General features: G+C 58.0%; 19 protein-coding genes. 9 read left to right on the top strand and 10 right to left on the bottom strand.

The features are described 5' to 3' along the window. Window positions 1-3,138: a site-specific DNA-methyltransferase gene (locus EV130_RS30195; protein ID WP_004680475.1), complete on the bottom strand. Its 3,138-nt coding sequence runs from the start codon at window positions 3,136-3,138 to the stop codon at window positions 1-3. A 348-nt stretch (window positions 3,139-3,486) separates the two neighbouring features. Further along, window positions 3,487-4,125, bottom strand: a complete 639-nt coding sequence (locus EV130_RS30190; RefSeq protein WP_245305025.1) for a plasmid pRiA4b ORF-3 family protein — start codon at window positions 4,123-4,125, stop codon at window positions 3,487-3,489. On the opposite strand from EV130_RS30190, the gene EV130_RS30185 reads away from it, so the two are divergent. Both EV130_RS30185 and EV130_RS30180 read left to right on the top strand, forming a co-directional pair. Then, on the top strand, window positions 4,106-4,471 hold the full coding sequence (locus EV130_RS30185; protein ID WP_165918594.1) for a hypothetical protein: 366 nt from the start codon (window positions 4,106-4,108) through the stop codon (window positions 4,469-4,471). The genes EV130_RS30190 and EV130_RS30185 overlap by 20 nt on opposite strands. Beyond that, window positions 4,456-4,779, top strand: coding sequence for a hypothetical protein (locus EV130_RS30180; protein ID WP_004680472.1), 324 nt, complete (start codon window positions 4,456-4,458; stop codon window positions 4,777-4,779). The genes EV130_RS30185 and EV130_RS30180 overlap by 16 nt, the downstream gene beginning before the upstream one ends. Window positions 4,780-5,074: 295 nt before the next feature. On the opposite strand, the gene EV130_RS30175 is transcribed toward EV130_RS30180, so the two are convergent. Together EV130_RS30175 and ligD are read right to left on the bottom strand one after the other, a co-directional pair. Then, on the bottom strand, window positions 5,075-5,848 hold the full coding sequence (locus EV130_RS30175) for an SOS response-associated peptidase family protein (protein ID WP_010031308.1): 774 nt from the start codon (window positions 5,846-5,848) through the stop codon (window positions 5,075-5,077). A gap of 60 nt (window positions 5,849-5,908) precedes the next feature. After that, entirely contained in the window at window positions 5,909-6,976 is a 1,068-nt protein-coding gene (gene ligD, locus EV130_RS30170) for a non-homologous end-joining DNA ligase (protein ID WP_018247130.1), read from the bottom strand. Between the two features lie 282 nt (window positions 6,977-7,258). Here ligD and EV130_RS30165 point away from each other — a divergent pair, with 282 nt between their 5' ends. From EV130_RS30165 to EV130_RS30155, 3 genes are read left to right on the top strand one after another with little or no spacing between them, the layout of a single operon-like run. After that, window positions 7,259-8,035: an ImuA family protein gene (locus EV130_RS30165; RefSeq protein WP_004680469.1), complete on the top strand. Its 777-nt coding sequence runs from the start codon at window positions 7,259-7,261 to the stop codon at window positions 8,033-8,035. Further along, complete coding sequence (locus EV130_RS30160; protein ID WP_004680468.1) at window positions 7,956-9,467, top strand: Y-family DNA polymerase; 1,512 nt, start codon at window positions 7,956-7,958, stop codon at window positions 9,465-9,467. Before EV130_RS30165 ends, EV130_RS30160 begins: the two co-directional genes overlap by 80 nt. After that, on the top strand, window positions 9,464-12,718 hold the full coding sequence (locus EV130_RS30155; protein WP_004680467.1) for an error-prone DNA polymerase: 3,255 nt from the start codon (window positions 9,464-9,466) through the stop codon (window positions 12,716-12,718). Before EV130_RS30160 ends, EV130_RS30155 begins: the two co-directional genes overlap by 4 nt. A gap of 79 nt (window positions 12,719-12,797) precedes the next feature. Here EV130_RS30155 and EV130_RS30150 read toward each other — a convergent pair whose 3' ends face one another. Beyond that, window positions 12,798-13,025: a helix-turn-helix domain-containing protein gene (locus EV130_RS30150; protein ID WP_004680466.1), complete on the bottom strand. Its 228-nt coding sequence runs from the start codon at window positions 13,023-13,025 to the stop codon at window positions 12,798-12,800. Between the two features lie 431 nt (window positions 13,026-13,456). Between EV130_RS30150 and EV130_RS30145 the strand changes: the two genes are divergently transcribed. After that, entirely contained in the window at window positions 13,457-14,566 is a 1,110-nt protein-coding gene (locus EV130_RS30145; RefSeq protein WP_018247131.1) for a hypothetical protein, read from the top strand. 90 nt (window positions 14,567-14,656) lie between these two features. Here the strand turns inward: EV130_RS30145 and EV130_RS30140 are convergent, their stop codons facing one another. The 4 genes from EV130_RS30140 to EV130_RS30130 all read right to left on the bottom strand — a co-directional run bounded on the left by EV130_RS30140 (window position 14,657) and on the right by EV130_RS30130 (window position 18,978). Beyond that, window positions 14,657-15,469, bottom strand: a complete 813-nt coding sequence (locus EV130_RS30140; RefSeq protein ID WP_018247132.1) for an IS5 family transposase — start codon at window positions 15,467-15,469, stop codon at window positions 14,657-14,659. Window positions 15,470-15,722: 253 nt separating this feature from the next. After that, complete coding sequence (locus EV130_RS30135; RefSeq protein ID WP_225881307.1) at window positions 15,723-17,822, bottom strand: hypothetical protein; 2,100 nt, start codon at window positions 17,820-17,822, stop codon at window positions 15,723-15,725. Between the two features lie 139 nt (window positions 17,823-17,961). After that, window positions 17,962-18,105 carry a hypothetical protein gene (locus tag EV130_RS32790; protein ID WP_155774532.1) on the bottom strand — a complete coding sequence of 48 codons (144 nt, stop codon included), beginning with the start codon at window positions 18,103-18,105 and terminating at the stop codon, window positions 17,962-17,964. A 129-nt stretch (window positions 18,106-18,234) separates the two neighbouring features. Next, window positions 18,235-18,978, bottom strand: coding sequence for an SDR family NAD(P)-dependent oxidoreductase (locus EV130_RS30130; protein WP_018247133.1), 744 nt, complete (start codon window positions 18,976-18,978; stop codon window positions 18,235-18,237). Window positions 18,979-19,021: 43 nt separating this feature from the next. Between EV130_RS30130 and EV130_RS30125 the strand changes: the two genes are divergently transcribed. The 3 genes from EV130_RS30125 to EV130_RS30115 all read left to right on the top strand — a co-directional run bounded on the left by EV130_RS30125 (window position 19,022) and on the right by EV130_RS30115 (window position 21,027). Beyond that, complete coding sequence (locus EV130_RS30125; RefSeq protein ID WP_018247134.1) at window positions 19,022-19,678, top strand: TetR/AcrR family transcriptional regulator; 657 nt, start codon at window positions 19,022-19,024, stop codon at window positions 19,676-19,678. 395 nt (window positions 19,679-20,073) lie between these two features. Next, window positions 20,074-20,256, top strand: a complete 183-nt coding sequence (locus EV130_RS30120) for a PDZ domain-containing protein (RefSeq protein WP_010030806.1) — start codon at window positions 20,074-20,076, stop codon at window positions 20,254-20,256. 123 nt (window positions 20,257-20,379) lie between these two features. Then, entirely contained in the window at window positions 20,380-21,027 is a 648-nt protein-coding gene (locus EV130_RS30115; protein ID WP_004674356.1) for a BON domain-containing protein, read from the top strand. Here the strand turns inward: EV130_RS30115 and EV130_RS30110 are convergent. Continuing rightward, the gene (locus tag EV130_RS30110; protein WP_004674359.1) at window positions 20,993-21,871 is read right to left on the bottom strand and encodes a response regulator; all 879 of its coding nucleotides are present in this window, start codon (window positions 21,869-21,871) and stop codon (window positions 20,993-20,995) included. The two genes, EV130_RS30115 and EV130_RS30110, sit on opposite strands and share 35 nt — an antisense overlap. Window positions 21,872-22,092 lie beyond the last annotated feature (221 nt).

Genomic DNA, 22,092 nt, shown 5'->3' with positions numbered 1-22,092 from the left:
TTATCCCTCCAGCGACATGATCTTGAGCGACTCGATCCCGCGGTCGTCCACGATCTTGACCGCGATGCGTCGGTTCTCGCCCGCTTCGAAGGGCAGCGAGACGGTGCCGTGGAACTGCTCCAGCAGGTCTTCGTCCAGCTCTGCCCTCACGGTTTTGCGCAGGCGGTTCCAGCCGCCCTTCGCATCCGCTATCGGGAAGAACACCTGATGCGGCATCAAGGATCGGTTGTCGTAATCCACGTCAAGCGACCACATGGCGATCTGCTTGGTGCCGCCCGAGACCAGATCGCCCTTGCGCGGATCGAAATAGTCGAAACCGTTGACCTGAACCTCCCACAGCCCGTCCTTGCGCTTGCGCAGGTCCACATCGGGCTGGCCCATCAGCCAGAAGGACTGGTTGGAACTGCGGCCCTTCTTCAAGTCTTCGGTCAAAAGGTCGGTGTTCATCTGCGCCTTGAGCAGCGTTACGCCCGGCCAGTTCACCTCGGCGATGTCTTTCGCAGCCTCAGGGTCAAAGGTGAAGGCGCAGAATAGGATGAATTTCGGCGACGGGCGCAGGGTCTCGGCTTCGGTCAGCGCCAGTTCCACCTGCCGCTGCTCCAGCGCCGCGTGCTCGGGGCCGAAGCTGACGACGACGCGTTCGCCCGTCTCGGCCAGCAATCCGCTGGCGTGTATGTGTTTCAGCCCCGGCAGCGTCTCGAATTCGGCGAAGCGGAGCATGGCGCCGCCCTTGCCACGCACGCCGGTCTTCAGCAGTTCGTCGCGCCAGAGCGCTTGGCGCGACGTCTCGCCGGAGCGGGCGACGGTTTCGTCGGCCTCTTGTGGGGGCAAGCTGTCGTCCAGCGACAGGACGGTAGGCGCCGGCACCGCCTCGACTGAGAATGGCCCGCAGATGCGCAATTTGGATTTGTCGATGCGCGGCTTGTCGTAAAGCGTTTCCTGCTCGGCGTGGTCACTTATGCTCTGGTCCATGCGGCGCAGCATCGCCTGCCGGGCTTTGTGGAAGCTTTCGAAGGGCGCACGGGCTGTATCGGGCCATGCGTCGGGCCAGTCTAACGGCACTTCCCATTCGTGCAGGGTGTCACCTTTGGCGAAGTCTACTGGCTCACCCTTGCGCACGCCTTGGCTGGGCTTGAGTGGCTTTGGTGGAGTGGCGGCCAGCGCACTGATCAGATCGGCCAGCGCCGCGGCGATTTTGGGATGGTCTTCATCAAATATCTTGTCGATATCCGTATTGCTGCCAATCGACCCCAGGCTAATGCGCTTTGCAGTTTCATGATCAAATCCGCCCTTCAATCCTTCGTGCGGGTATTTTAGAATGTAGTAGTCAAAGCTGGCAGTCATCAGCCGCTGCTTTGCGAGCGTGATGGCAATACGTGAGGTATCGCAAGTGATCCAGCGGCGCCCCCATTTTTCAGCTGTAAACGCCGTAGTTCCGGAGCCGCAGGTAATATCTAACACTAGATCACCTGGATCTGTCGTCATCAATATGCAGCGCTCTACAATGCGGGTGTTGGTTTCGACGACGTATTGCATGTTGGATGCGCCACCAAACCCAAGCCAAACTGAGTGAAACACCTTGTATTCGAAATCAGTCGCAAATTTCTTCAAACGAAGCGACGTAGTTTTCGGAACTATCCGCCCAGCTTTAGCCGCGCGATCAAGTCCTTCGATCGGCACCTTCCAATGTTCATTCGCGCCGCACGGCCAGCTCTTTCCCATGAAATTGTATGGGCAGGTGGTCGTACTTCTGAAGCCATCCGATTTCAGCGGGTCTTCAGAATAGTCGCCATCCATATCCGGCTTTTTTTCATAGAGAGTTCGGTACTTCAGGCGATCTTTGTTCTTCGCGTAAAACAACAGGATGTCGCAAACCTTTCCGAGGTGGCTGCCAGTCACAGATCCTGTTTTCGAGAATGATATCTGCGAGACAAAATTTGTAACGCCGAATATTTCGTCAAGCACTCCCCTGACCAAATGTACATTCTCATCAGATATCTGCACGAAGACTGCTCCACTATCGTTCAGCAGCTCTCTTGCCAATATTAAGCGGTCACGCAAATAGGTGAGGTATGAATGGATGCCGAGTTCCCACGTGTCCCGAAAGGCCTTGATCATCTCGGGTTCTTGGTTGAGGTCCTCATCTTTATCCGAGTCTGACAGCTTTCTTTTGTTCGTGAAGGGCTGGAAGTTTGATCCGTATTTGATGCCATAGGGCGGATCGATGTAGATCATCTGCACCTTGCCGCGCATGCTCTCCTTGGCCAGAAGCGAGTTCATGACCAGAAGGCTGTCGCCCGCCACCAGCCGGTTCGACCAGCCCTTTTCATGGTGATAGAAATCCAGTGCTTGGCGCAGCGGCAGGTTCTCGAACGGTGCGGCGAACAGGTCCGGCTGCCGCCACTGGGTCGGCGCATCCTTGCCCTTCAGCCGCTTCGCCGCATTGGCGAGGATCGTCGCCGGGTCCACCCGTTCATGGACATGGAGCGAGACGGTATCGACCTCGAAGCTCAATCGCTCTGCCTTGCCAGTCCAGTTCAAATAGGGCGCCTGCAGCCGCTTCAGTTCCCGCAGCGCGTCCTCCATCCGCTCGGGATCTTCGCTGGCCAGCGCGTCGTCGATCAGCTTCTCGATTCCCGCGCGCGCAGAGTCAAAATTCAGCACCGGGTCGAGATGCGGGTCATAGGCCCAGACCGTCTTGTCGCCATCTGGATCTGTACCGGCATGGACCATCCCGACCTCGGGGTTGTTCACCCGCGTCTCGCCGTGGCGGTAGGACAGCACCTCCACGAGCCCGTCCGCCCTGCGCGCGACCTTCTTCCCGGCCTTGGCCCTTCGCTGACGCGAGGCGGCCTCTTCGGTGTGGATCAGTTCGAACTGGTCGTCCTCGTCACTCTCATCCTCGTCTAGGTCGTCTTTATCATCGTCCGGTTCATCCGTGACACGGAAGATCGACCCGCCACGTCCCTGGCCACTCCCCAGCACGCCCTCATCGATCAGCGCATCGCGCGCGGCGATGTAGTCGTCTTCGGCAAGGTCCGGCATGTGCTCGCGCAGCAGCGCAAGCATCGCCCCGTTGCCAATGGTGGAGCCATCTTCGGGTGTCAGGGACAGGATTAGATTGGAAATATCGGACATGGGGCCAGGAACTCATAAACGGTCTTGTTCTTCATTACCTATCGCGCCGGTTGTCCGTTTGCACCTAGGAATTCTATTTCCTGATGCCCGACTGAAGATCATAAAGCGAGCAAGTATGCGAATGGTCGCTTCGGCGAAGCTCTAGCGCAGCATCGAGGGTTGTCGCAAATGGCCCCTGAGGAGCGTGAGCGAGCCGCTCTCAACGCGGAACGTTTGCTTTACCCGCTGCACTCCAACAAACGGCCTGACAGGTTGCGGTCCCCTTCCGGACAGCCCATAGCAGACCAGATGCTTGATCTGGCTGATTTATTTACCGCCTTGCATCCGAAATTCTGGCGGGTCGTTGGTTCATATCCCTTCAAGGCGTCTATCTTGAACCTCATCCAATTCATTTCGTGGACATGGGTTTGGGTTTTGGTTGGTACAGGCGCCGTTTGACGAGCGCAAAGCGTTGCGGAGATCCTTGTCCACCACCGCAAGATCGAGCCATTCCGGATCGAAGTAGCCGCCGCACCACCGGATAGTTTCAGTATATTCCGGATCTTCCTTGTCGGCGATGATCTCCAGGAAGCGCTCATAGCCGGAAACGCCGCCAACATCTTCGGGTGGCCGCGCCCTTTCGCCAGCAATGCAGCTTCCCTGTTTTGGCGAAGGCGCGAGTGTCAGGAATTCCTCGACCGCAACGGTGTGCCGCCAGCCATCCCCGAAATCATAGTTATAGCTGAAGACAGAACCTTCTTCAAAGTCCAGCAAGCGAACCTCTGTCTGATCGAAGACGCGAGGATCGTCGTCGGTCGCGTCCTCTGTGAGGACCTCGATATCACCATAGCGTAGACCACCAATCCGAAACTCGTAGAGATGATAGTTCCACCAGTTGAAGGCAGCCTGAATTCCGAGATGCAGGTGCTGAAGATTCCAGTCGATGGGCAGGACTAACCGACGCCAGACTTGCGGCTGGATCTCGTCGATGGAAACTTTGATCTGCACGGCGTTTGCGGGCTTGAACATGACAGGAATGAACAAGGTCGCAAGGAGATCGTCAAGAAGGTCGCTCGACGATATGGCTGGGATCGGCACGCTCCTGGCAGCAACCTGCCGGCTTGTGCAGGCGTCGATGCTCACTATCTCTGGTATGGGCCTGAATTGGAGCATCGCCATGGATCAAAGCGCGGCCGATATGGTGTCGAAGGTGTGCATCGAAATTCTTCCGCCGGAACGGGAAGACACCTGCACTCCGGACGCAGCAATCTGTCCCTGCTGTCGAAAGTTGCGCCCGGCATCGAGCATGGATGACGATGGCTGTGGGATTTGTGACGAATGCCTGGCGCCCTGACCTCCAGCAAAGAAGCGTCTGCTGTTTCTGCCTCATTTGAAGCCGCGCTTGCCAGACTATCTGACGGCTATATTCACGGGAATTTCGGTGGTCGAGCATGGGGCGTGACCGTCAAGCGGTCGGAGGACGGAAAGCGGACTTGGCTCTATGGCGAGGAGCTTGGCGGAACAGATATCATCAGCTTCAACTTCTATCGATTGGCTGCATCAGGCTCGCTGCTGAAGCCGTGCGAAATGTCATCCACCAAGGTGATCGAGTTCGTTCTCGGCTTTGAGCCGAGTACGCAGAAAGCTGTGCCTTCATCATAGTGGCCGAAAAATAAGCAAAAGATTTATGTTGCAATGCAGCATACGCATGGCTGCATTGCGATCTGAATGCTGGCGATCAAAGAAGCCTCTGGTATCCTCAGGGCATCGAAGCAATGCACCTCCTCCCGCAGGGCTTCGTGTTTCAGGCGACCCACCCCTCCTCCCAAGGGACGTCTGACGGAACAGCGGCACTCCTCCTCCCAGCCGTTGTTCAATTCTTTCGAAAAGCCTGCCGCACCTCCTCCCGCTGCAGGCTTTTTCGTTTTACGACAGATTCGTGGTCTGAGATCAGGCGTCAAAGCAGACTACCCTGTTCCACCGGCTCTCCGGATTTCGACACGATCGTAGATCCGTATGGTTCGCGTGAAGAAATGATGAGCGCATCATTCTGTAGTGGTCGAGCGAGGTGCTTTGCCTCGTCCCAAGGCGCCCGCATCCAGATGTCGGTTTCTTCCTTTGTCAGCAACAGTACCGGCATGGCCTTCTCGTGGATGGGCTTGACGAGATCGTTGGGATCCGTGGTGAGAAACCCATAGAGGTCGTCAGTGGTCAGGCCGTCCCTGACCTTCCGCACGCTTTTCCACTGCGGCACATGAATGCCCGCAAAGAACATCAGCGATTTCGCCTCATCGCGGGCAAACCAGGTATTGGGTACCTTGCCGCCGGTTTCCTGGCTTGCCGGATCCGGTTCGGCAAAGCTTGTGACCGGGACCAGGCATCGATGCTCGATGCCAAACCATCGTGTCCAGTGGGGAAGGTTAAGCTTGCGGACATTGGTCACGCCCCGGTCCGGTTCCATGCGGATGAGCTCGTCCATTTCGACTGCCTGACCCTTGGCTCTCAGTTTCTCCGCCCGAGCTTCCGCAGCCTTCTTTTGCACGAAAATCGGCGATGGCAGGCCCCAGCGCGCATGCACGAGCTGCTTTCTTCCGTCAGCCGTGTTGCGGACGACCGGCCCCATCTGGTCGGGGTTCATCTGATAGGCCGGCATCAGATTGATCAGGCTTTCGGCATCCTGGGCCCACTTCGCGACCCAGTCCTTGTCTTCCATCCGGTAGAGATTGCACATCCAACGCCATCCACGTTCGCAAGGTCGTGGAAGACAATCTAACGGACGATACCGATTTCGCTAGTCGAGCGTGAAGACGTCGGCATTGTCCTGACGTTCCCGCAAGCCCTTGTAGGATGGATGCCGCAGTTTGCCGTCTCCGGTCCAGGCCCGAAACTCGATCTCGGCGATCAAGGTCGGCGCGACCCAGACGATGTCAGCTTTCCCGGCGAAGGACACAGGTGGCTGCTTTTGCTTCCAGCGCAGATTGTCGAGCGTCTTGCGCAGCCTATCCATCTCGGCTTGCTTGAAGCCCGTGCCGACGCTCCCAACATGAACAAGATCATGGTCGCGGTAGGCGGCAAGCACGAGAGACCCGAAGCCGCCAAGCGACGCCGTGGATGGCTCATAGCCGACGATCATGAAGGCTTCGCTCTCAACGCATTTGACCTTCACCCAGTCGCCGGTGCGGCCGGAGCGATAGGGCTGATCGAGGTTCTTGCCGACGATGCCTTCGAGACCAAGGCGGCAAACGTTCTCAAGCAGGACAGCGGGATCCGCGTCGAACGTCTCCGAAAGACGGATGGCGCCATCTTTCTCGGTGAGCGTATCCTCAAGAAGATGCCGGCGCGAGCGGTATTCGATCCCGCGCAGATCATGGCCGTCGAGATAAATTAGATCGAAGGCGTAGAGAATGGCGTCCGAGGCGCGGTTGCCAGCGGCCTTTCCAGAAGCGCCGAGCGATTGCTGCAGCAGCTCAAAATCCGGTCGCCCTTCTTGGTCAAGCACCACCGCCTCGCCATCGATGATCATCGTCGCCGGCCCGAGCGCCCGAGCGGCCTCTGCTATATCAGGAAAGCGATGCGTCCAATCATGGCCACCACGTGTAAGGATGCGCACACCTTGCGGCTCGATATGGACCGCCAGGCGATAGCCGTCCCATTTCAGCTCCCAGCTCCACTGATCACCTTTTGGCGGATGTGCCTTCAGCTCAGCCAGCGCTGGCTCAACCCGATCGGGCATGGGATCGAAAAGCAGCTGTGGCTGTGCCGGATTGCGTTTCCTGCGTGGCTTCGAGCGGATCGGAGCTTCGCCGTCACGAAGAAGCGGCTTTGTTCTAGGTGGGTTTGACCTGGGAGGCTTTGTCATGGCTGAAGTGCAGCACAAAAAGCTTAAGAACATTGCGACGAACTGACTTCTTTCCCCGCTATCCACCGGCAGGGCCCAAACGCCCGGAAACTGCGCCAAAAATTCTTTTCGGCCTTACGCGATTGATTCCGTTCGCAATCTTCAAGATCGCTAATGCTAGGCGAATATTCCTACGCTCAATGTGTCTTGACTCTTTGCTGGCACAAGAACAGATAGTGAACATATCGCCCGCCCGACATGATGTCGATCCCGCCAACGCGACCTTGAAGGGAGCCGTGAACGATGAATGCTGCCCGTGCCACGAGGGCCCCTGAGGAGGTTTCCGATGTGATCGCCAATCTGCGCGAGCGCATCGCATCAATGGAGGGTGCGCAGGCCAGACGTGCCGGCTGTCTGCCCTTCGGTCTGTCGGAGATCGATGCGGTCCTGCCGGGCGGTGGTCTCGCCCATGGAGCGCTGCATGAGTTCGCGGGCGGCGGTTCCGGTACTGTTGATGGCGCGGCGGCGGCACTCTGTGTGGCCGGCATTGCCGCGCGAACCAAAGGCCCCGTCGTTTGGTGTTTGACCCGACCGGATCTATTCTTTCCGGCGCTTGCCCAGGTGGGCCTCCATCCCGACCGGGTGATTTTTGTCGAGTCCGACAGGGAAGAGGATGTTCTGGCCAATATGGAGGAGGGACTGTCGTTCGGCGGTCTCGGAGCGGTCGTCGGCGAACTTGTCCGCCTGCCGATGGTCAGTTCCCGCCGATTGCAGCTAGCCGCCGAGCGAACCGGGACGATGGCTCTTGCCGTCCGGCGATGGCGACGGCAGACCGAGGCGAATGATTTTGGCCAGCCGACGGCGTCAACAACCAGATGGCGGGTCAGTGTGATGCCATCGGAAGAGCTGCCGGTACCGGGGGTGGGCAGGCCTCAATGGTTTCTTGAATTGATGCGCGTGAAAGCGGGTGAGTGTGCTGAGTTTCTCGTGAGGGCGTGTGATGACAAGGGTCGTCTCGATCTATCTTCCGGATCTGCCGACGGATCGTATTCGGCGGGCGGATCCCTCCATTTCGCCTGAACAGCCAATTGCCGTGATCGCAAGAAGCGGGTCGAAGCGATGGGTTTCGGCTGCCGACCCGGCTGCCCGGGTGGCAGGCGTGCATGTCGGCATGCCGGCGGCAAAGGCGCAGTCGCTGTTTCATGGCCTGATGATGGTCGACGCGGATATCGAAGCCGATCGGGTAGCCCTCGAACGCATCACACTGTGGGCACTAACAATCTATTCGCCGATCGTCGCGATTGACGGGATCGACGGCATCGTGATGGACACCGAAGGCGCCGACCACCTGCAGGGCGGCGAGCTGCCAATGGTGACAAAGATCGCCAACCAGTTTCTGGGCAGGAAGCTGACTGCCCGCGTGGCGGTCGCCGACAGCTGGGGTGCAGCCCATGCCTGCGCCCGCGCAATCAAGCGCGAGACGATTGTCATTCCGCCGGGTGAGACAGTGCGGGCCGTCGAAAAGCTGCCTATATCGCTCCTGCGCCTGCCGGCAACGATTGTCAGCGATCTCCGCATTCTCGGATTTCAGACGATCGGGGAGCTTGCCAATACCCCGCGCGCGCCGCTGACGTTGCGCTTTGGGCCGGAGGTTGGGCGCCGTCTCGACCAGATGCTCTGTCGCATCGCCGAGCCGATCAAGCCAATCCGGACGCCTGAGCTGGTCGAAGTCTCGAAAGCCTTCGCTGAACCAATTGGCGCTGCCGAAACGATCAACAAATATGTCGGCCGCCTCGTCGTCCAACTGGTCGATGAGCTTCAGAAGCGCGGCCTTGGGGTGCGCCGCGCCGACCTGATCGTCGAGAAGGTCGACGGCACCAGACAAGCCATTCGCGCAGGCACTGCCAAACCTGCCCGCGACGTTGCCTGGCTGACGAAACTGTTTCGGGACCGGACGGAAAAGATCGAGCCGGGTTTCGGGATCGAGAGGCTCACCCTTGTCGCCGTCATGGTAGAGCCATTGGAGGAGGCGCAGAAAGTCTCTGCTCTGGTCGAGGATGACATCACCGATGTGACACCGCTCATCGATATCTATGGAAATCGGGGCCAGCGGGTCTATCGCGTCGCGCCGGTTGCATCCGATGTGCCGGAACGTTCCGTCCGGCGGATCAGTCCCGTTGCTGAACCGATCCCTGTTGCCTGGGTGAGCCATTGGCGCCGTCCAGTCCGGCTTTTGCCACGACCCGAACTGATCGAGGCGATTGCGCTGATGCCGGACCGGCCGCCTGTTTCCATCGTCTGGCGCGGCAAGCGCCGTAAGGTCAAACGCGCCGACGGCCCGGAACGCATCTTCGGGGAGTGGTGGCAGCGTGACGCCGAGATGGAGGCGGTGCGGGACTACTTTCTCATCGAGGACGAGGCAGGCGAGCGCCTGTGGGTGTTCCGCTCCGGCGACGGAGTGGATCCCGAGACCGGGTCCCATCGCTGGTTCTGCCACGGGATCTTCGCATGAGCTACGCCGAGCTGCAGGTCACGACCCACTTTTCCTTTCTGCGCGGCGCCTCCTCTGCACAGGAATTGTTCGAGACGGCGAAACAGCTCGGCATCGAAGCACTCGGCGTCGTCGATCGCAATTCGCTGGCCGGGATCGTCCGCGCCCTGGAAGCATCTCGCGCCACGGGTCTGCGCCTGGTCGTCGGCTGTCGGCTCGATCTCGCGGATGGGATGTCTGTGCTGGTCTATCCGATGGACCGATCCGCCTATTCGCGCCTGACGCGCCTCATCACGCTGGGCAAATCGCGCGGCGGCAAGAACAACTGCATCCTGCACTGGGACGATATCGTCGCTTACTCCGAGGGGATGATCGGCATTTTGGTGCCGGATCTGCCGGATGATCTTTGCGCGATCCAGCTTCGAAAAATGGCTGAGCTGTTTGGTGATCGCGCTTACGTCTCTCTCTGTCTGCGTCGGCGACCGAACGACCAGTTGCGGCTGCATGAGATTTCCAACATGGCGGCTCGGTTCAAGGTCAGAACCGTCGTCACCAATGATGTGCTGTTTCATGAGCCGGGCCGGCGGCAATTGCAGGACATCGTTACCTGTATCCGGCACAACACCACGATCGACGATGTCGGTTTCGAGCGCGAACGCCACGCCGACCGCTACCTCAAGCCACCGGAGGAAATGGCACGCCTGTTTCCGCGCTACGCGCAAGCACTCGCGCGAACCCTGGAAATCGTGCATCGCTGCAAGTTCTCGCTTGAGGAGCTGACCTACCAGTACCCGGAGGAAGCCATCGTTCCGGGCAAGGACGCCCAGGCGTCTCTCGAGCATTATGTCTGGGAATGTGCGCCGGACCGGTACCCGGAAGGTCTGCCGCCGGACGTGTTGAAGACCGTACGCCACGAGCTCGATCTCATCCGCACCATGAAATACGCGCCGTACTTCCTGACGGTGTTTTCGATCGTGCGCTTTGCCAGAAGCCAGGGCATTCTCTGTCAGGGCAGGGGATCGGCGGCCAACAGCGCCGTCTGCTATATTCTCGGCATCACATCGATCGACCCCTCGACCAATGATCTCCTCTTCGAGCGTTTCGTCAGCCAGGAACGCGACGAGCCGCCGGATATCGATGTCGACTTCGAGCACGAACGGCGCGAGGAGGTCATCCAGTGGATCTACAAGACTTATACCAAGGAGAAGGCGGCACTTTGTGCGACCGTCACCCGATACCGGGCCAAGGGCGCAATCCGCGATGTCGGCAAGGCGCTTGGCCTGCCTGAAGATGTCATCAAGGCGCTGTCGTCAGGCATGTGGTCCTGGTCGGAAGAAATTCCCGACCGAAACATCAGGGAACTCAATCTCAACCCGGACGACCGGCGCTTAGCGCTCACCCTGAAACTGGCACAGCAGCTGATGGGCGCGCCGCGTCATCTCGGCCAGCACCCCGGCGGCTTTGTCCTCACCCATGACCGGCTGGACGATCTTGTACCGATCGAGCCGGCGACGATGAAAGACCGGCAGATCATCGAATGGGACAAGGACGATGTCGAGGCTCTGAAGTTCATGAAGGTGGATGTCTTGGCGCTCGGGATGCTCACCTGCATGGCCAAGGCTTTTGATCTCATCCGCGAGCACAAAGGGCAGGATCTTGATCTCTCGAAAATCAGCCAAGAGGATGCGGCGACCTATGCAATGATCCGCAAGGCTGACACGCTCGGCACCTTCCAGATCGAAAGCCGTGCGCAGATGGCGATGCTGCCGCGGTTAAAACCGCGCACGTTCTACGATCTCGTTGTTCAGGTGGCGATCGTGCGGCCGGGCCCAATCCAGGGCGACATGGTGCATCCCTATCTCCGTCGTCGCGAAGGCAAGGAGCCCGTCGAGTATCCGACACCCGAGTTGGAGGCGGTGCTCGGCAAGACACTTGGCGTGCCGCTGTTTCAAGAGTCAGCGATGCGCGTCGCCATGGTCTGTGCCGGCTTTACCGGTGGTGAGGCCGACCAGCTGCGCAAATCCATGGCGACCTTCAAGTTCACCGGCGGCGTCTCGCGCTTCAAGGACAAGCTGGTGTCAGGCATGGTCAAGAACGGATATTCGGCCGAGTTCGCCGAAAAGACCTTTTCGCAGTTGGAGGGCTTTGGCTCATACGGCTTTCCGGAAAGTCATGCGGCCTCCTTTGCGTTGATTGCCTACGCTTCGAACTACATCAAGTGCCATTGCCCCGACGTCTTTTGTGCAGCCCTTCTCAACAGCCAGCCAATGGGATTTTATGCTCCGGCCCAGATCGTCGGGGACGCGATCAAGCATGGCGTCGAGGTGCGGCCGGTCTGCGTCAACCGCTCGCGATGGGACTGCACGCTGGAAAGGATTGGAGGCAGCGATCGTCATGCTGTGCGCCTCGGGTTTCGGCAGGTGAAAGGGCTGGCTGTCGCGGACGCCGCACGGATCGTTGCAGCGCGCATGAACAACCCGTTCGCCTCAGTCGATGACATGTGGCGCCGGTCTAGCGTGCCGACCGAAGCGCTTGTTCAACTCGCGGAGGCCGACGCCTTTCTGCCATCGCTGAAACTCGAACGACGCGATGCGCTTTGGGCGATCAAGGCGCTGCGCGACGAGCCGTTACCCCTGTTTGCCGCCGCCGCCGAACGTGAGGCAACAGCAATTGCCGAGCAACAGGAGCCGGAGGTGGCACTTCGGCAGATGAACGACGGCCACAACGTGATCGAGGACTACAGCCACATCGGGCTGACTTTGCGCCAGCATCCGGTCGCCTTTCTGCGCAAGGGCCTGTCGGTACGCAATATCATCACCTGTGCCGAGGCGATGAATGCTCGGGATGGCCGATGGGTTTACACCGCTGGACTCGTGCTGGTGCGGCAGAAGCCGGGATCGGCCAAGGGTGTGATGTTCATCACCATCGAGGACGAGACGGGTCCGGCCAACGTCGTTGTGTGGCCGTCGCTATTCGAGAAGCGTCGGCGTATCGTACTGGGATCCTCAATGATGGCGATCAACGGGCGGATCCAGCGAGAAGGGGAGGTGGTCCATCTCGTCGCCCAGCAACTCTTCGATCTCTCAGCCGATCTGGTTGGCCTTGCCGATCGAGATACGGAGTTCAGGCTGCCGACCGGGAGAGGCGACGAGTTTGCCCATGGGGGTGGGCCGGATTCACGTGATCGGCTAAAGCCGGTCGTTCCGCGGGACATGTTCACACCCGATCTTCATATCGATACGCTGAAGGTGAAGAGCCGGAATTTTCATTGAGCGATCTGGGTAAATGTCTGGTCGGAGGCGCTATTGGTTCAAAGCGATGTTACTTCTCAGTGGCCACTTCGCTGAAAATCTAGATGTTGACCGAGGCGTCGGGGAATTTCGCGGTGATCTCGAACGTGCCGCCCAAAGCCTCCATATAGCGTCGCAGGCTGCTGACATAGATATCGCCACGCTGCTCCAGCTTTGCGACAGCCGGCTGCTTCACATAGAGTGCGCGTGCCAGATCCTGCTGAGTTTTTTCGGGCCACGCGCAGCTCGTGTAGCGCCAAGTCTTCGAGAATTGTCTTTGTCGCTTCATCTTGCGGGCACGGCCTTCTGGGCCATTCTGTTGTGCAAGGTGTCGGATGAGAAGGGGAGGGAAAGGAAGTTGCTGCCGTTTGGCTTCTAGAAGCCCCGACTGCCCTTACAATATCGTCCTGAACGGCCTCGATCAGCGTCGTGTACCACTCACCAAACTCGTCGTTTATTGGGGGAACAAGAGGCGTGCGAAGCATACGCTAAGGGCGAACGGAATGAGAATTTAGGCTCCCGCAATGCGACGCTCTCGCTGAGAACGTCGCGCAGTGTTCAGGCACTGTGATGATTAGTCCGGACCTGCGAGCGAAGCTCGTCTCGTCGCCCAAGAACCTAGAGAATTAGTAACGTAAGGTTGTTACTTAGGTGTATTGGCGGTGGCGAATGTATGGCGACCGGGCAAATGAATAGACGCTCAATGCAGAAACAGAGAATATGACCGTACACACTTTCAAATCCTCTTCCAGCTCTCCCGAAATAATTAAGATCAACAAAGGCTTAATCCGCGAGAATTACCGGAACCGAAGGCAGACAAATGTGATGGTGGACACCAACATCCTGCTGACGATTGAAATCGCGTATAACGGATCGCAGCGGCATAAGGACTTGAAAGACGCAGGCATTGTCGATCTGGCAAGGTTGATCGAGACGACGTCAAAATACGGCGTTTTCATATCGCCTGCTGCTGCCTACCAGGAGCTTCCGCCGGGGCGACGGGCTCCGGTCGAGGCTGCGTTCGAAAGGTTTTGCAGAGACTACCTGCCCAAGTTCCGGGATGACCCTAACTCAGTGAAGGTTCCTTTCGCCGGCGAAAGTTTTGAGCCCGAGGCCTTCAGTGCACTATCACCGGAGCGTCAGACGACCATCGCCTGCTCTTATGCGTCACTGCTGGCCTTAAACATTATTTATCGCCTGGAAGCGTTGGACGGGTTTGAAAAATTCACGCTCTACATCGACTACTGCGAGGAAGTCCTTAACCTCATCAGCCTGAAGGAATTGTCGATCGCGCGATACGTATTCGCTCCTGAAAAGGGTATGACTGACGTTGTGAGGACGCGGAAGTCGGCCACTGTGAACAATTTCACGAAACTGAAGAAGGGCGGCGCCAAAGGCTTGACCCGGGTCCAAGAGCTACACCGTATCGCGCTGAACGGTGCTAATGACCTAAAACTGATCTCCGCCGCTGATATCGTGAATAATTCACGAGAGCAGTTCATGTTTGGAGTGATCGAGCACGATGTGTGGATCGCGACTCGTGACGAAAAACTCTACGAGTTCTGCCGCGCATGTCCAGGTTTCGTTGGCTGGGGGGCCGGGGGACCCCTTGCCCGCTTCGTTGACACACACGCAGATATAAAAGGCACCCGCTATTGGAAGGACACCATAGACCTGCAACAGCAAAGGCTCGAAGCGCGTTACGCAACGGTTGATCGAGCCAAGGAAATGGACGACATCGTGGCGGCGGCTTTCAATATTGAAGCTGACCTCTTGGACGATAGGGCAATCGGGTACTTTTCAAAGAGATCATGGAGATCTCAAGGGTGACGAGCATTTGCGTCTAAAAACCTCGACAGAGCTATGGTCGGCACTGAGCAGGTAAAAAACCGTGCCACTAAGAGTCCGTGCCGAAACTGGTCATGATTGGCGTGCGATGCGTCTGACGAGGATCATGACGGCTGCCGCGTAGAGGAAAGCGGTGGCGGATTCGATGGTCGCCTCGGCGTCCTTCCATAGCCTGCGGTTACGGCTGATCCAGGCGAAGAAGCGCTCGACCACCCATCGCCTCGGCTGCACGGCGAAGCCGATCTGATCGGGCTTTCGCCTGACAATTTCGACTGCAATGGACGTGGCTTCGGCCACGCGCGGGCCTTGGTAGCCTGCATCGGCGAAGACCTTGCCGACAAATGGAAATGGCCGCCGCGAGGCTTGCAGCACCGGGCCCGCTCCGTCGCGGTCCTGGATATTGGCCGGATGCGGGAACAGCACCAGCGCCCGACCGTCGGTGTCGACCAGTGCATGGCGCTTGCGGCCCTTGATCTTCTTGCCCGCATCATAGCCGCGCGGCCCGCCGCTCTCGCAGGTCTTGACCGTCTGGCTGTCGATGACCGAGGCCGTGGGCGAGGCCTCGCGTCCGCATCGCTGCCGATCCTGCATCAGAAGCTGGTGATTGATCTTCTCGAACAGGCAGTCGTCGCGGAACCGGCAGAACCACCGGAACACCGTGCTTCTCGGCGGAAAGTCGGACGGCAGAAGCCGCCAGCCGATGCCGCCGCGCATGACATAGAAGATTGCATTCATGATCTCGCGCAGCGGCCATCCGCGCGGACGTCCCGTCTTCGCCGCAGCCGGCATCATCGGCGCAATCAAATTCCACTCGCGATCCGTCAGATCGGTTTCATAACGCAGGCTTTCTCGGTTATGCTGGCGACGGGTAGCTGGCGTCCACATCAGGTCTCTCCGATTAGGCTTCGACACCCAATTCGGAATCACGACCGCGCCAGCTACTCAACCCTTTCGAGACGGGCTCTTAGGTATGCTTCCGGATCACCGAGCATGTTTTGTATCGGAGACGTCACCGGGAATATGCCGTGGATCTATCAACCGATACAAATATACGTCTATTTCGCTCTCTTCGGGTGGTGCAGTTACATCGGCGTTCAGACAAAGAGAACTTGGTCGAAGTTTCGCGGAACTGATAGTGTCACCAATGCCAATTCCCAGGGTTAAGATCGGAACGCTCAAGATCATCCTTTGCTTTCTGAGCGGCATCGGCGATCCCCTTCGCGAGATCGGCGGCAGCCTTCGCGGCGGCATCTGCTGCAGCTTTGGCGTTGTCGACTGCGCCCTGAACGCCTTTCGTCCCCTCCCGCCAGGCGTTGTCAGGAAGATCTTTGAGGGAGTCGAAAGGCCGCTCGTAGAGCTTGGTCAATTCTTTTTTCGTTTCCTCCGCCACATGCTGCCCCGCCCGAACGGCGTCCATGATTGCTTTGGCAAGCAAGTTCTTATCTAGTAGCGTGACATTCCAAGACTTAAGAATGAAGTTGTCATCGGGCTCGCAGGCAATAGCGGGAACGGCTTCGTTAAGGGCTGTCTTGAAAGCGTCAAACTGTTCCTTCGAAACCGGACCCGCATCACCCGTTTTTGGAACTATCGAGTAACCTGCGGAGAGCTCAAGATAATCCGCCCCCACCACGACGTCCTTCGGATCCCATGCGACCTCAACACCTCTGCGACCGAAGTTCGTATACTCGCGTTCGTCGGGCCTTGGCTCCTCGTTTTTGCCGAAGGGGTAGAATGTCGGGAGGCTGGAGATCAAAATTGAAGGCGCTTGTTTCCCGCCGCCGATGTTGCGCTCAACGTCAATCCTCAACTGATGAATGGTAAGCCACGCATTCGCCGCGATGTCGCTAGGCGCGCTCGGGGTAACGCCAATGGTTATACGTCGGCAGGCAAGCTCGGGTATCAGAACAATCGCCGAGCCGGCGGCGACCGTTTGCTTCGCCACTTTTATCGAGACTGGAAGATCGAGTGACGTTTTGGCGTGAAGATCGATATCATTGCCAAAACCTCCTCCAACAAAGGCGGCATTCGTGTGGGTGTGCAGTTCCACTTTCAGGCTTGCATCTACTCGAAGTGCGGTTTGAAGGCCAACCCCAGGCACCCACTTGATGTCTGGTGGCTGAACGTCGAACAATCCGGAGAGAAATGACGGCCCACGTGGCGTGACGACAAGGCTGACCTCACCTAAGAGGTCGTCCTTCAGCAAGGCTGGGTGAGCGATCTCTCCGCTCGCATTGGAACTGCTGATCGAGCCCGTCGTTGCCTGACGGAGCTCTGAAGCCATCTCTAAAATCGGAGTATTGTGGATTCGGACATAGACGAGATCGCGATCGTCGCGGAAAGGGCGCAGACGGTCGGAAACCGATTTCCTGCGGCGCTCAAGCGCTTCAGAAGTCGTTTCTTTTGTTTCGGCCAAGTGCGAGAAGACCTCGTCGATAGTTTTTCCGCCGAGCATCCAAATGCCGTTTGTCGTCGATACGGGGATTTCGGCTGCAATGCTTCTATGAAGCTTGTCGCGATTGATCTTAATCGCAAGATCATACCCGCCGCTCACTTCGAACTTGTTGTGACTGGAATTCGCTTTGCCAATGTCCAGTTCTAAGTCACTCACAATGCTTGGCCCCGGAATAACGAGTTCCTTGCCCCAACCCGTAAAAGCTCCGTCGGCGATTAGTTCGGCTAAGAGGTCCCCCGAACTTAATGATAAATTTCCCCAATTGAATTTAGGCTTAACTGCGTACGGGACGAGATGAAGGCGGATTGCGTTCCGGCCTTTGTCGTCCTTGTCGGGCAGCGGAAGGAGCATGGTATCGAGTTCAGCAAATGCTGTCGTTCCTGCCCACCAAGACGTCTTTTTATCGGCTTGATAATGAGCGGAAAGCGATAATTTGGCATGAAATGAGCCATCGTTCGTGCTCAGCACCGCTTCTTCGACCCGCACTATGACTGCGCCATCATAGTGTCCTTCGGGATCCTTATCGCCGAGGCGAACGACGCGTTCGATCCCATTGAGCCCGCTTACAAGTCCTCTCAGCGCGCGCTCGGGTAGAAAGATGCGGTTGCTCCAGTCGTCTGGCTTGGCCCCGGTTTGTAGAATGGCTTCGGTGAGGGCCAGCGAGCGCTCTTGCAACGCAAGTGTCTCTTCGAGTCTCCGCTCTTCAAACAGATGATAAAGATATGTCCCAGCTACACCGCAGACCAACACGACGATGGCGGCAAGTCCAATTAAAAGTTTCCTCATGTCGTTCCCCCAGGTTGCCACAATGGTGCACATTATTATTGTATTTTTCACCATAAATCTTGCACCGGCTGGCGAACTCAAGCGTCCCTAAGATCGACCCGGACATATCCGGGCGATCATACATGAGTGTACGGCCGGCTCACTGAGCCGGAGCCGCTTCGGCATAGCCGATCTCGTCGAAGACGGTGAAGGTGATCTCGCTCGGGCCGGCAAGCTCCTTCATGCGGCGAGCGATATGGAACGCGATGACAACAATGCACCCGGAAGCGCTGCTTCGACACAACTTACTATTGACGCGCCCGGCTGCGATTGGACGACCCCATGAGTTTAACTGCGTGCTATCCCTTGACCCAGGATAATAGAATTCGATCGCATTGAGAACGACCGTTGCGCGGTCGCTCGATGGTAATATCTAAAAGATCATGCCGCCCGCGACGTCGATCGTGCTTCCCGTTATCCAATCCGCGTCGCTAGATACCGCGAAGGAGACTGCTGCGGCGATGTCAGTAGGCTCGCCTATTCGACCTAGCGGCGTTTTACCGATCAAGTAGCCATCGGACGCAACGTCTCGGATATCGGCGTTGCCTTCCGTGGCGGTGAAACCGGGGGCGATCCCTACTACCCGAATCTTGCGAGATCCCAGCTCAAGCGCGAGAGACCGCGTGAGCGTGTTGACCGCTCCCTTCGTTGAGCAGTAAGCGTGCACAGTAGGATAAGGACTTTGCGCCATTCCGGAGCTGATATTAACGATCACGCCTCCTTCACCCAATTCGCGAGCCGCGGCCTGCGTCATAAGAAGAAGGCCGCGCACGTTAAGAGCAAAGTGCTCGTCGATGCTCGCAGCGGTTAGGCTTTCAAGGCTGTCCATTTTATAGACAGCCGCATTGTTGATGAGAATGTCCAACTTTCCGAACTTCTCGATGGTAGCGCGAACGAGGGACGAAATTTCGGCCGGGTTGGAGATGTCGGCTTTGATTGCGAATGCGGAGCCGCCAGCCGCCGTAATTCTATCGACGACGGCCTGCGCCATGTCCGACGATCGGGCGTAGTTCACGATTACAGAGGCGCCATCCGCAGCCAAGCGCTCAGCAATGCCAGCGCCAATGCCCTTCGACGACCCGGTCACGATCGCGACTTTCCCAGTAAGCTTTTGCATATCTTAATTTCCTATCAATCACTAGGAAACACATTTATGGGACTTGAACACAGCCGTCAAGAGTTTAATAATGATCACTATGATTGACGACCTTTATCATGCGCCTAGGAAGGGTGGACGGCCCCTGTCCTTTGACCGGGATGCTGCTCTCCAAAAGGCGATGGTGCTGTTCTGGCGGTACGGCTATGAAGGGACATCTCTCGCCACATTGACCGCCGCGCTCGGGGTCAAACCGTCGAGCATCTACACCGCCTTCGGAGACAAGAAGCGGTTGTTTCTGGAGGCTGTCGAACTCTATCTCGCGAGCGGGCCGGCAGTTGAGGACGTGGTCAGCGACGGAAAGTCGCTCACGGAGGTCGTCCACGAGTTGCTTGTCAATGCGGCTACCAAGTTTACCGGAGAGGAAACCCCTCGGGGCTGCTTGCTGGCAACGTCGGTCATAAGCTGTTCACAAGACTCGATGGATCTGCAGGAGATGCTTGCCGGCATCAGGCGCCATCTTGAGGCACAGCTACTGATTCGAATTTCCTACGCCATAGATAAAGGCGAAATAGGCCCAGACGTAAATCCGGTAGCGCTTGCGGGGCTCATCATGGCTGTTGCGCAGGGCATGTCGACCCTCGCACGCGATGGCGCATCGCGATCCCATCTTATGTCGATCGTCGATATCACGTTAGCGTCATTACCTTTTCGAACATAAGTCTTAGGTGCCGTTGCTCTTGAATATCAAATAAAGCGGCGGGCCTCGCGCGACGTGCACTAATGGCGCAGGCTCATCGCGCCGTACGAATCGTTCGCGCTCAGCATCCTGGTTCCACGTGTGTAACAACGCCTGATCCCGCACTATATGGAGTCCCCGCCATTCCGCCGTATCCGCTTATACGCTTCTAACTGAGCGGCGAGATGTGCTTCACAGAGTATCAGGAATATCTGTGCCAGTGATGACGCTAAAGGCGGAATGGTGACCTTCGATGCTGATTTTGAATTGGTCATGGCGCGGCTACGGCCGCTAACGACTCCACAACACAGGTGCACTTCTGGCTTCGATACTGCAGTTCCCATAAATAGACTTTGGCAATATGTTATAACGCCACAGTGCAATCATCGGCACAGGCCGGCCTGCAGCCGGACGACGTTATCGTCGCTCTCGACCAGCAGCCGGTGACGGACGTCGGGCAACTCCTCTCAATACTCGTGAAGGAGCATGCCCGTGCTCTCATCACCGTCGTGAGGAACGGCCACCGCCTCTTCGTGGCCGCTGACGTGCAGACCCAGTAGCAGCCCGCAGACCGTGTTCTGTCCGCTGAAATTCCAAGGTCGCTCTCGTGCTTGATGAAGATCAACGACGAAAATCTGCGGCGCTGTCACGATCGGCACGTCGCAAACCTGAAGGAGGTTGTCATGAACGACATTCAACTCAGACAGAACATTCTCGACGAAATGGAATTCGAGCCCAGCATCGACGCGGCTGATATCGGCGTCGCGGTCGATAGCGGGATCGTCACACTGACTGGTCACGTGCGCACCTACGCGGAGAAAGAAGCCGCAGAGCGCGTGGTTAGTCGCGTCAAGGGCGTGCGCGGAATAGCTGCCGATATCGAGGTCCGGATTTTCGGGCCGAAGGAAACAGACGACGACTACATCGCCCGGCGCGCTGTCAAAATGCTCGACTGGAACGTTTCCGTGCCAAAGGATTCGGTGCAGGTGCGGGTCCTCAAAGGGTGGATCACCTTGCGGGGAGAGGTCGAGTGGCAATATCAAAAGAACGCGGCCTACGACGCCGTGCGGGATCTCGCCGGCGTAGTAGGGGTGTCCAACCTAGTGGAGCTGAAGCCGCATATTACGGCGGTGGATGTCAAGAAACGCATCGAGGATGCTTTCCAGCGCGACGCCGCTCTTGAGGCCGATGCAATCAGAATCGACGTCCAAGGCAGAAAGGTAATCCTCTCCGGCAAGGTGAAGACCTGGTCGGAACGGCAGGCGGCGGAGCGCGCTGCATGGTCCGCTCCAGGGATCAGCACTCTCGACGACCGACTGACGGTCGGGTGATCGAATATCGGGATTGGCTAGACATTACTGCTCTGCCCACACTCAGCAGCAAGGGCGCCGCTGAGCGCCCTTCGCATAGAGCCCAATTTCCTTGATCGACTTGCGCGCAGATCTCGTCTTCGGAACGAAATTCCGCACCACCCGTTGCAGAGCCTCCGTCGCGAGCACAAGGCGACCATTGATGTTCTTGGAGAGCGACCTTGGGTGGCGACGTAGGCTGGGATCTTCCGCGAAGAAAGATATGAGTCCCCGCAACGGCAGCGCGATTGAGGTTCGGGTTTGATTTTTCTAAATTGAAATCCTGCTGTCGAGCAGAATCGCTATTAGGCCTCGCGGCGAGCAGCAGCCTGAGACGGGTCGACATCTCCGATGCAGTGTACGGCTTCTTCAGCCAGCCGGCGCCCGCTTCGATCTCCTTGTCCGCGGCATGGGGTTCAGAAAAGCCCGACGTCAGGAGAATTTTCACCCTCGGCCAGCGCTCCCGGACATTCCGGGCCAGTTCGTCGTCGTTCATTCCCGGCATGGCCACATCACTGAACAGGAGCGCTACGTCATGCCCCGCCTCCAGCTCCTTCAACGCGTCGATCCCGTTCGTAGCTTCGATCACGAAGTAGGCAAGCGTCTGCAGGCGGCTGACCGTCACTCGGCGAACTCTCGCGTCGTCCTCGACCACCAGGATAGTTTCCGTGCCCCGAGGCGGGGCTTCCTCAGCCCGCTGCTCGTTCGGATGAGAATCCTTTCCGGCGTCGGCGCGTGGAAGAAAGAGGCGCACCGTCGTCCCTTCGCCAAGTTCGCTGTAGAGCTGCAGGTGCCCTGCGGATTGCTTTGCGAAACCGTAGACCATGCTCAGCCCAAGCCCCGTTCCCGAGCCCGTCGGTTTCGCGGTGAAGAACGGTCGAAAGCCCTCTCCATCACATCGGACGTCATTCCGGTGCCGGTGTCGGTCACGGAAATGAGGACGTAGCTGCCGGGGCGGATCGCCGGGTACATCAGGACATAGTCGGAGTCGATCTTGCAACAGAGCCCTTGCAGGCGGGCACCTCAAAGCAGACAGGAGCTGCGATG

Origin of the sequence: Rhizobium azibense, assembly GCF_004342325.1 — a bacterium.
GTDB lineage: Bacteria > Pseudomonadota > Alphaproteobacteria > Rhizobiales > Rhizobiaceae > Rhizobium > Rhizobium etli_B.
The sequence above is the reverse complement of the archived record's forward strand: the minus strand, read 5'-3'. Positions and strand labels throughout refer to the sequence as shown.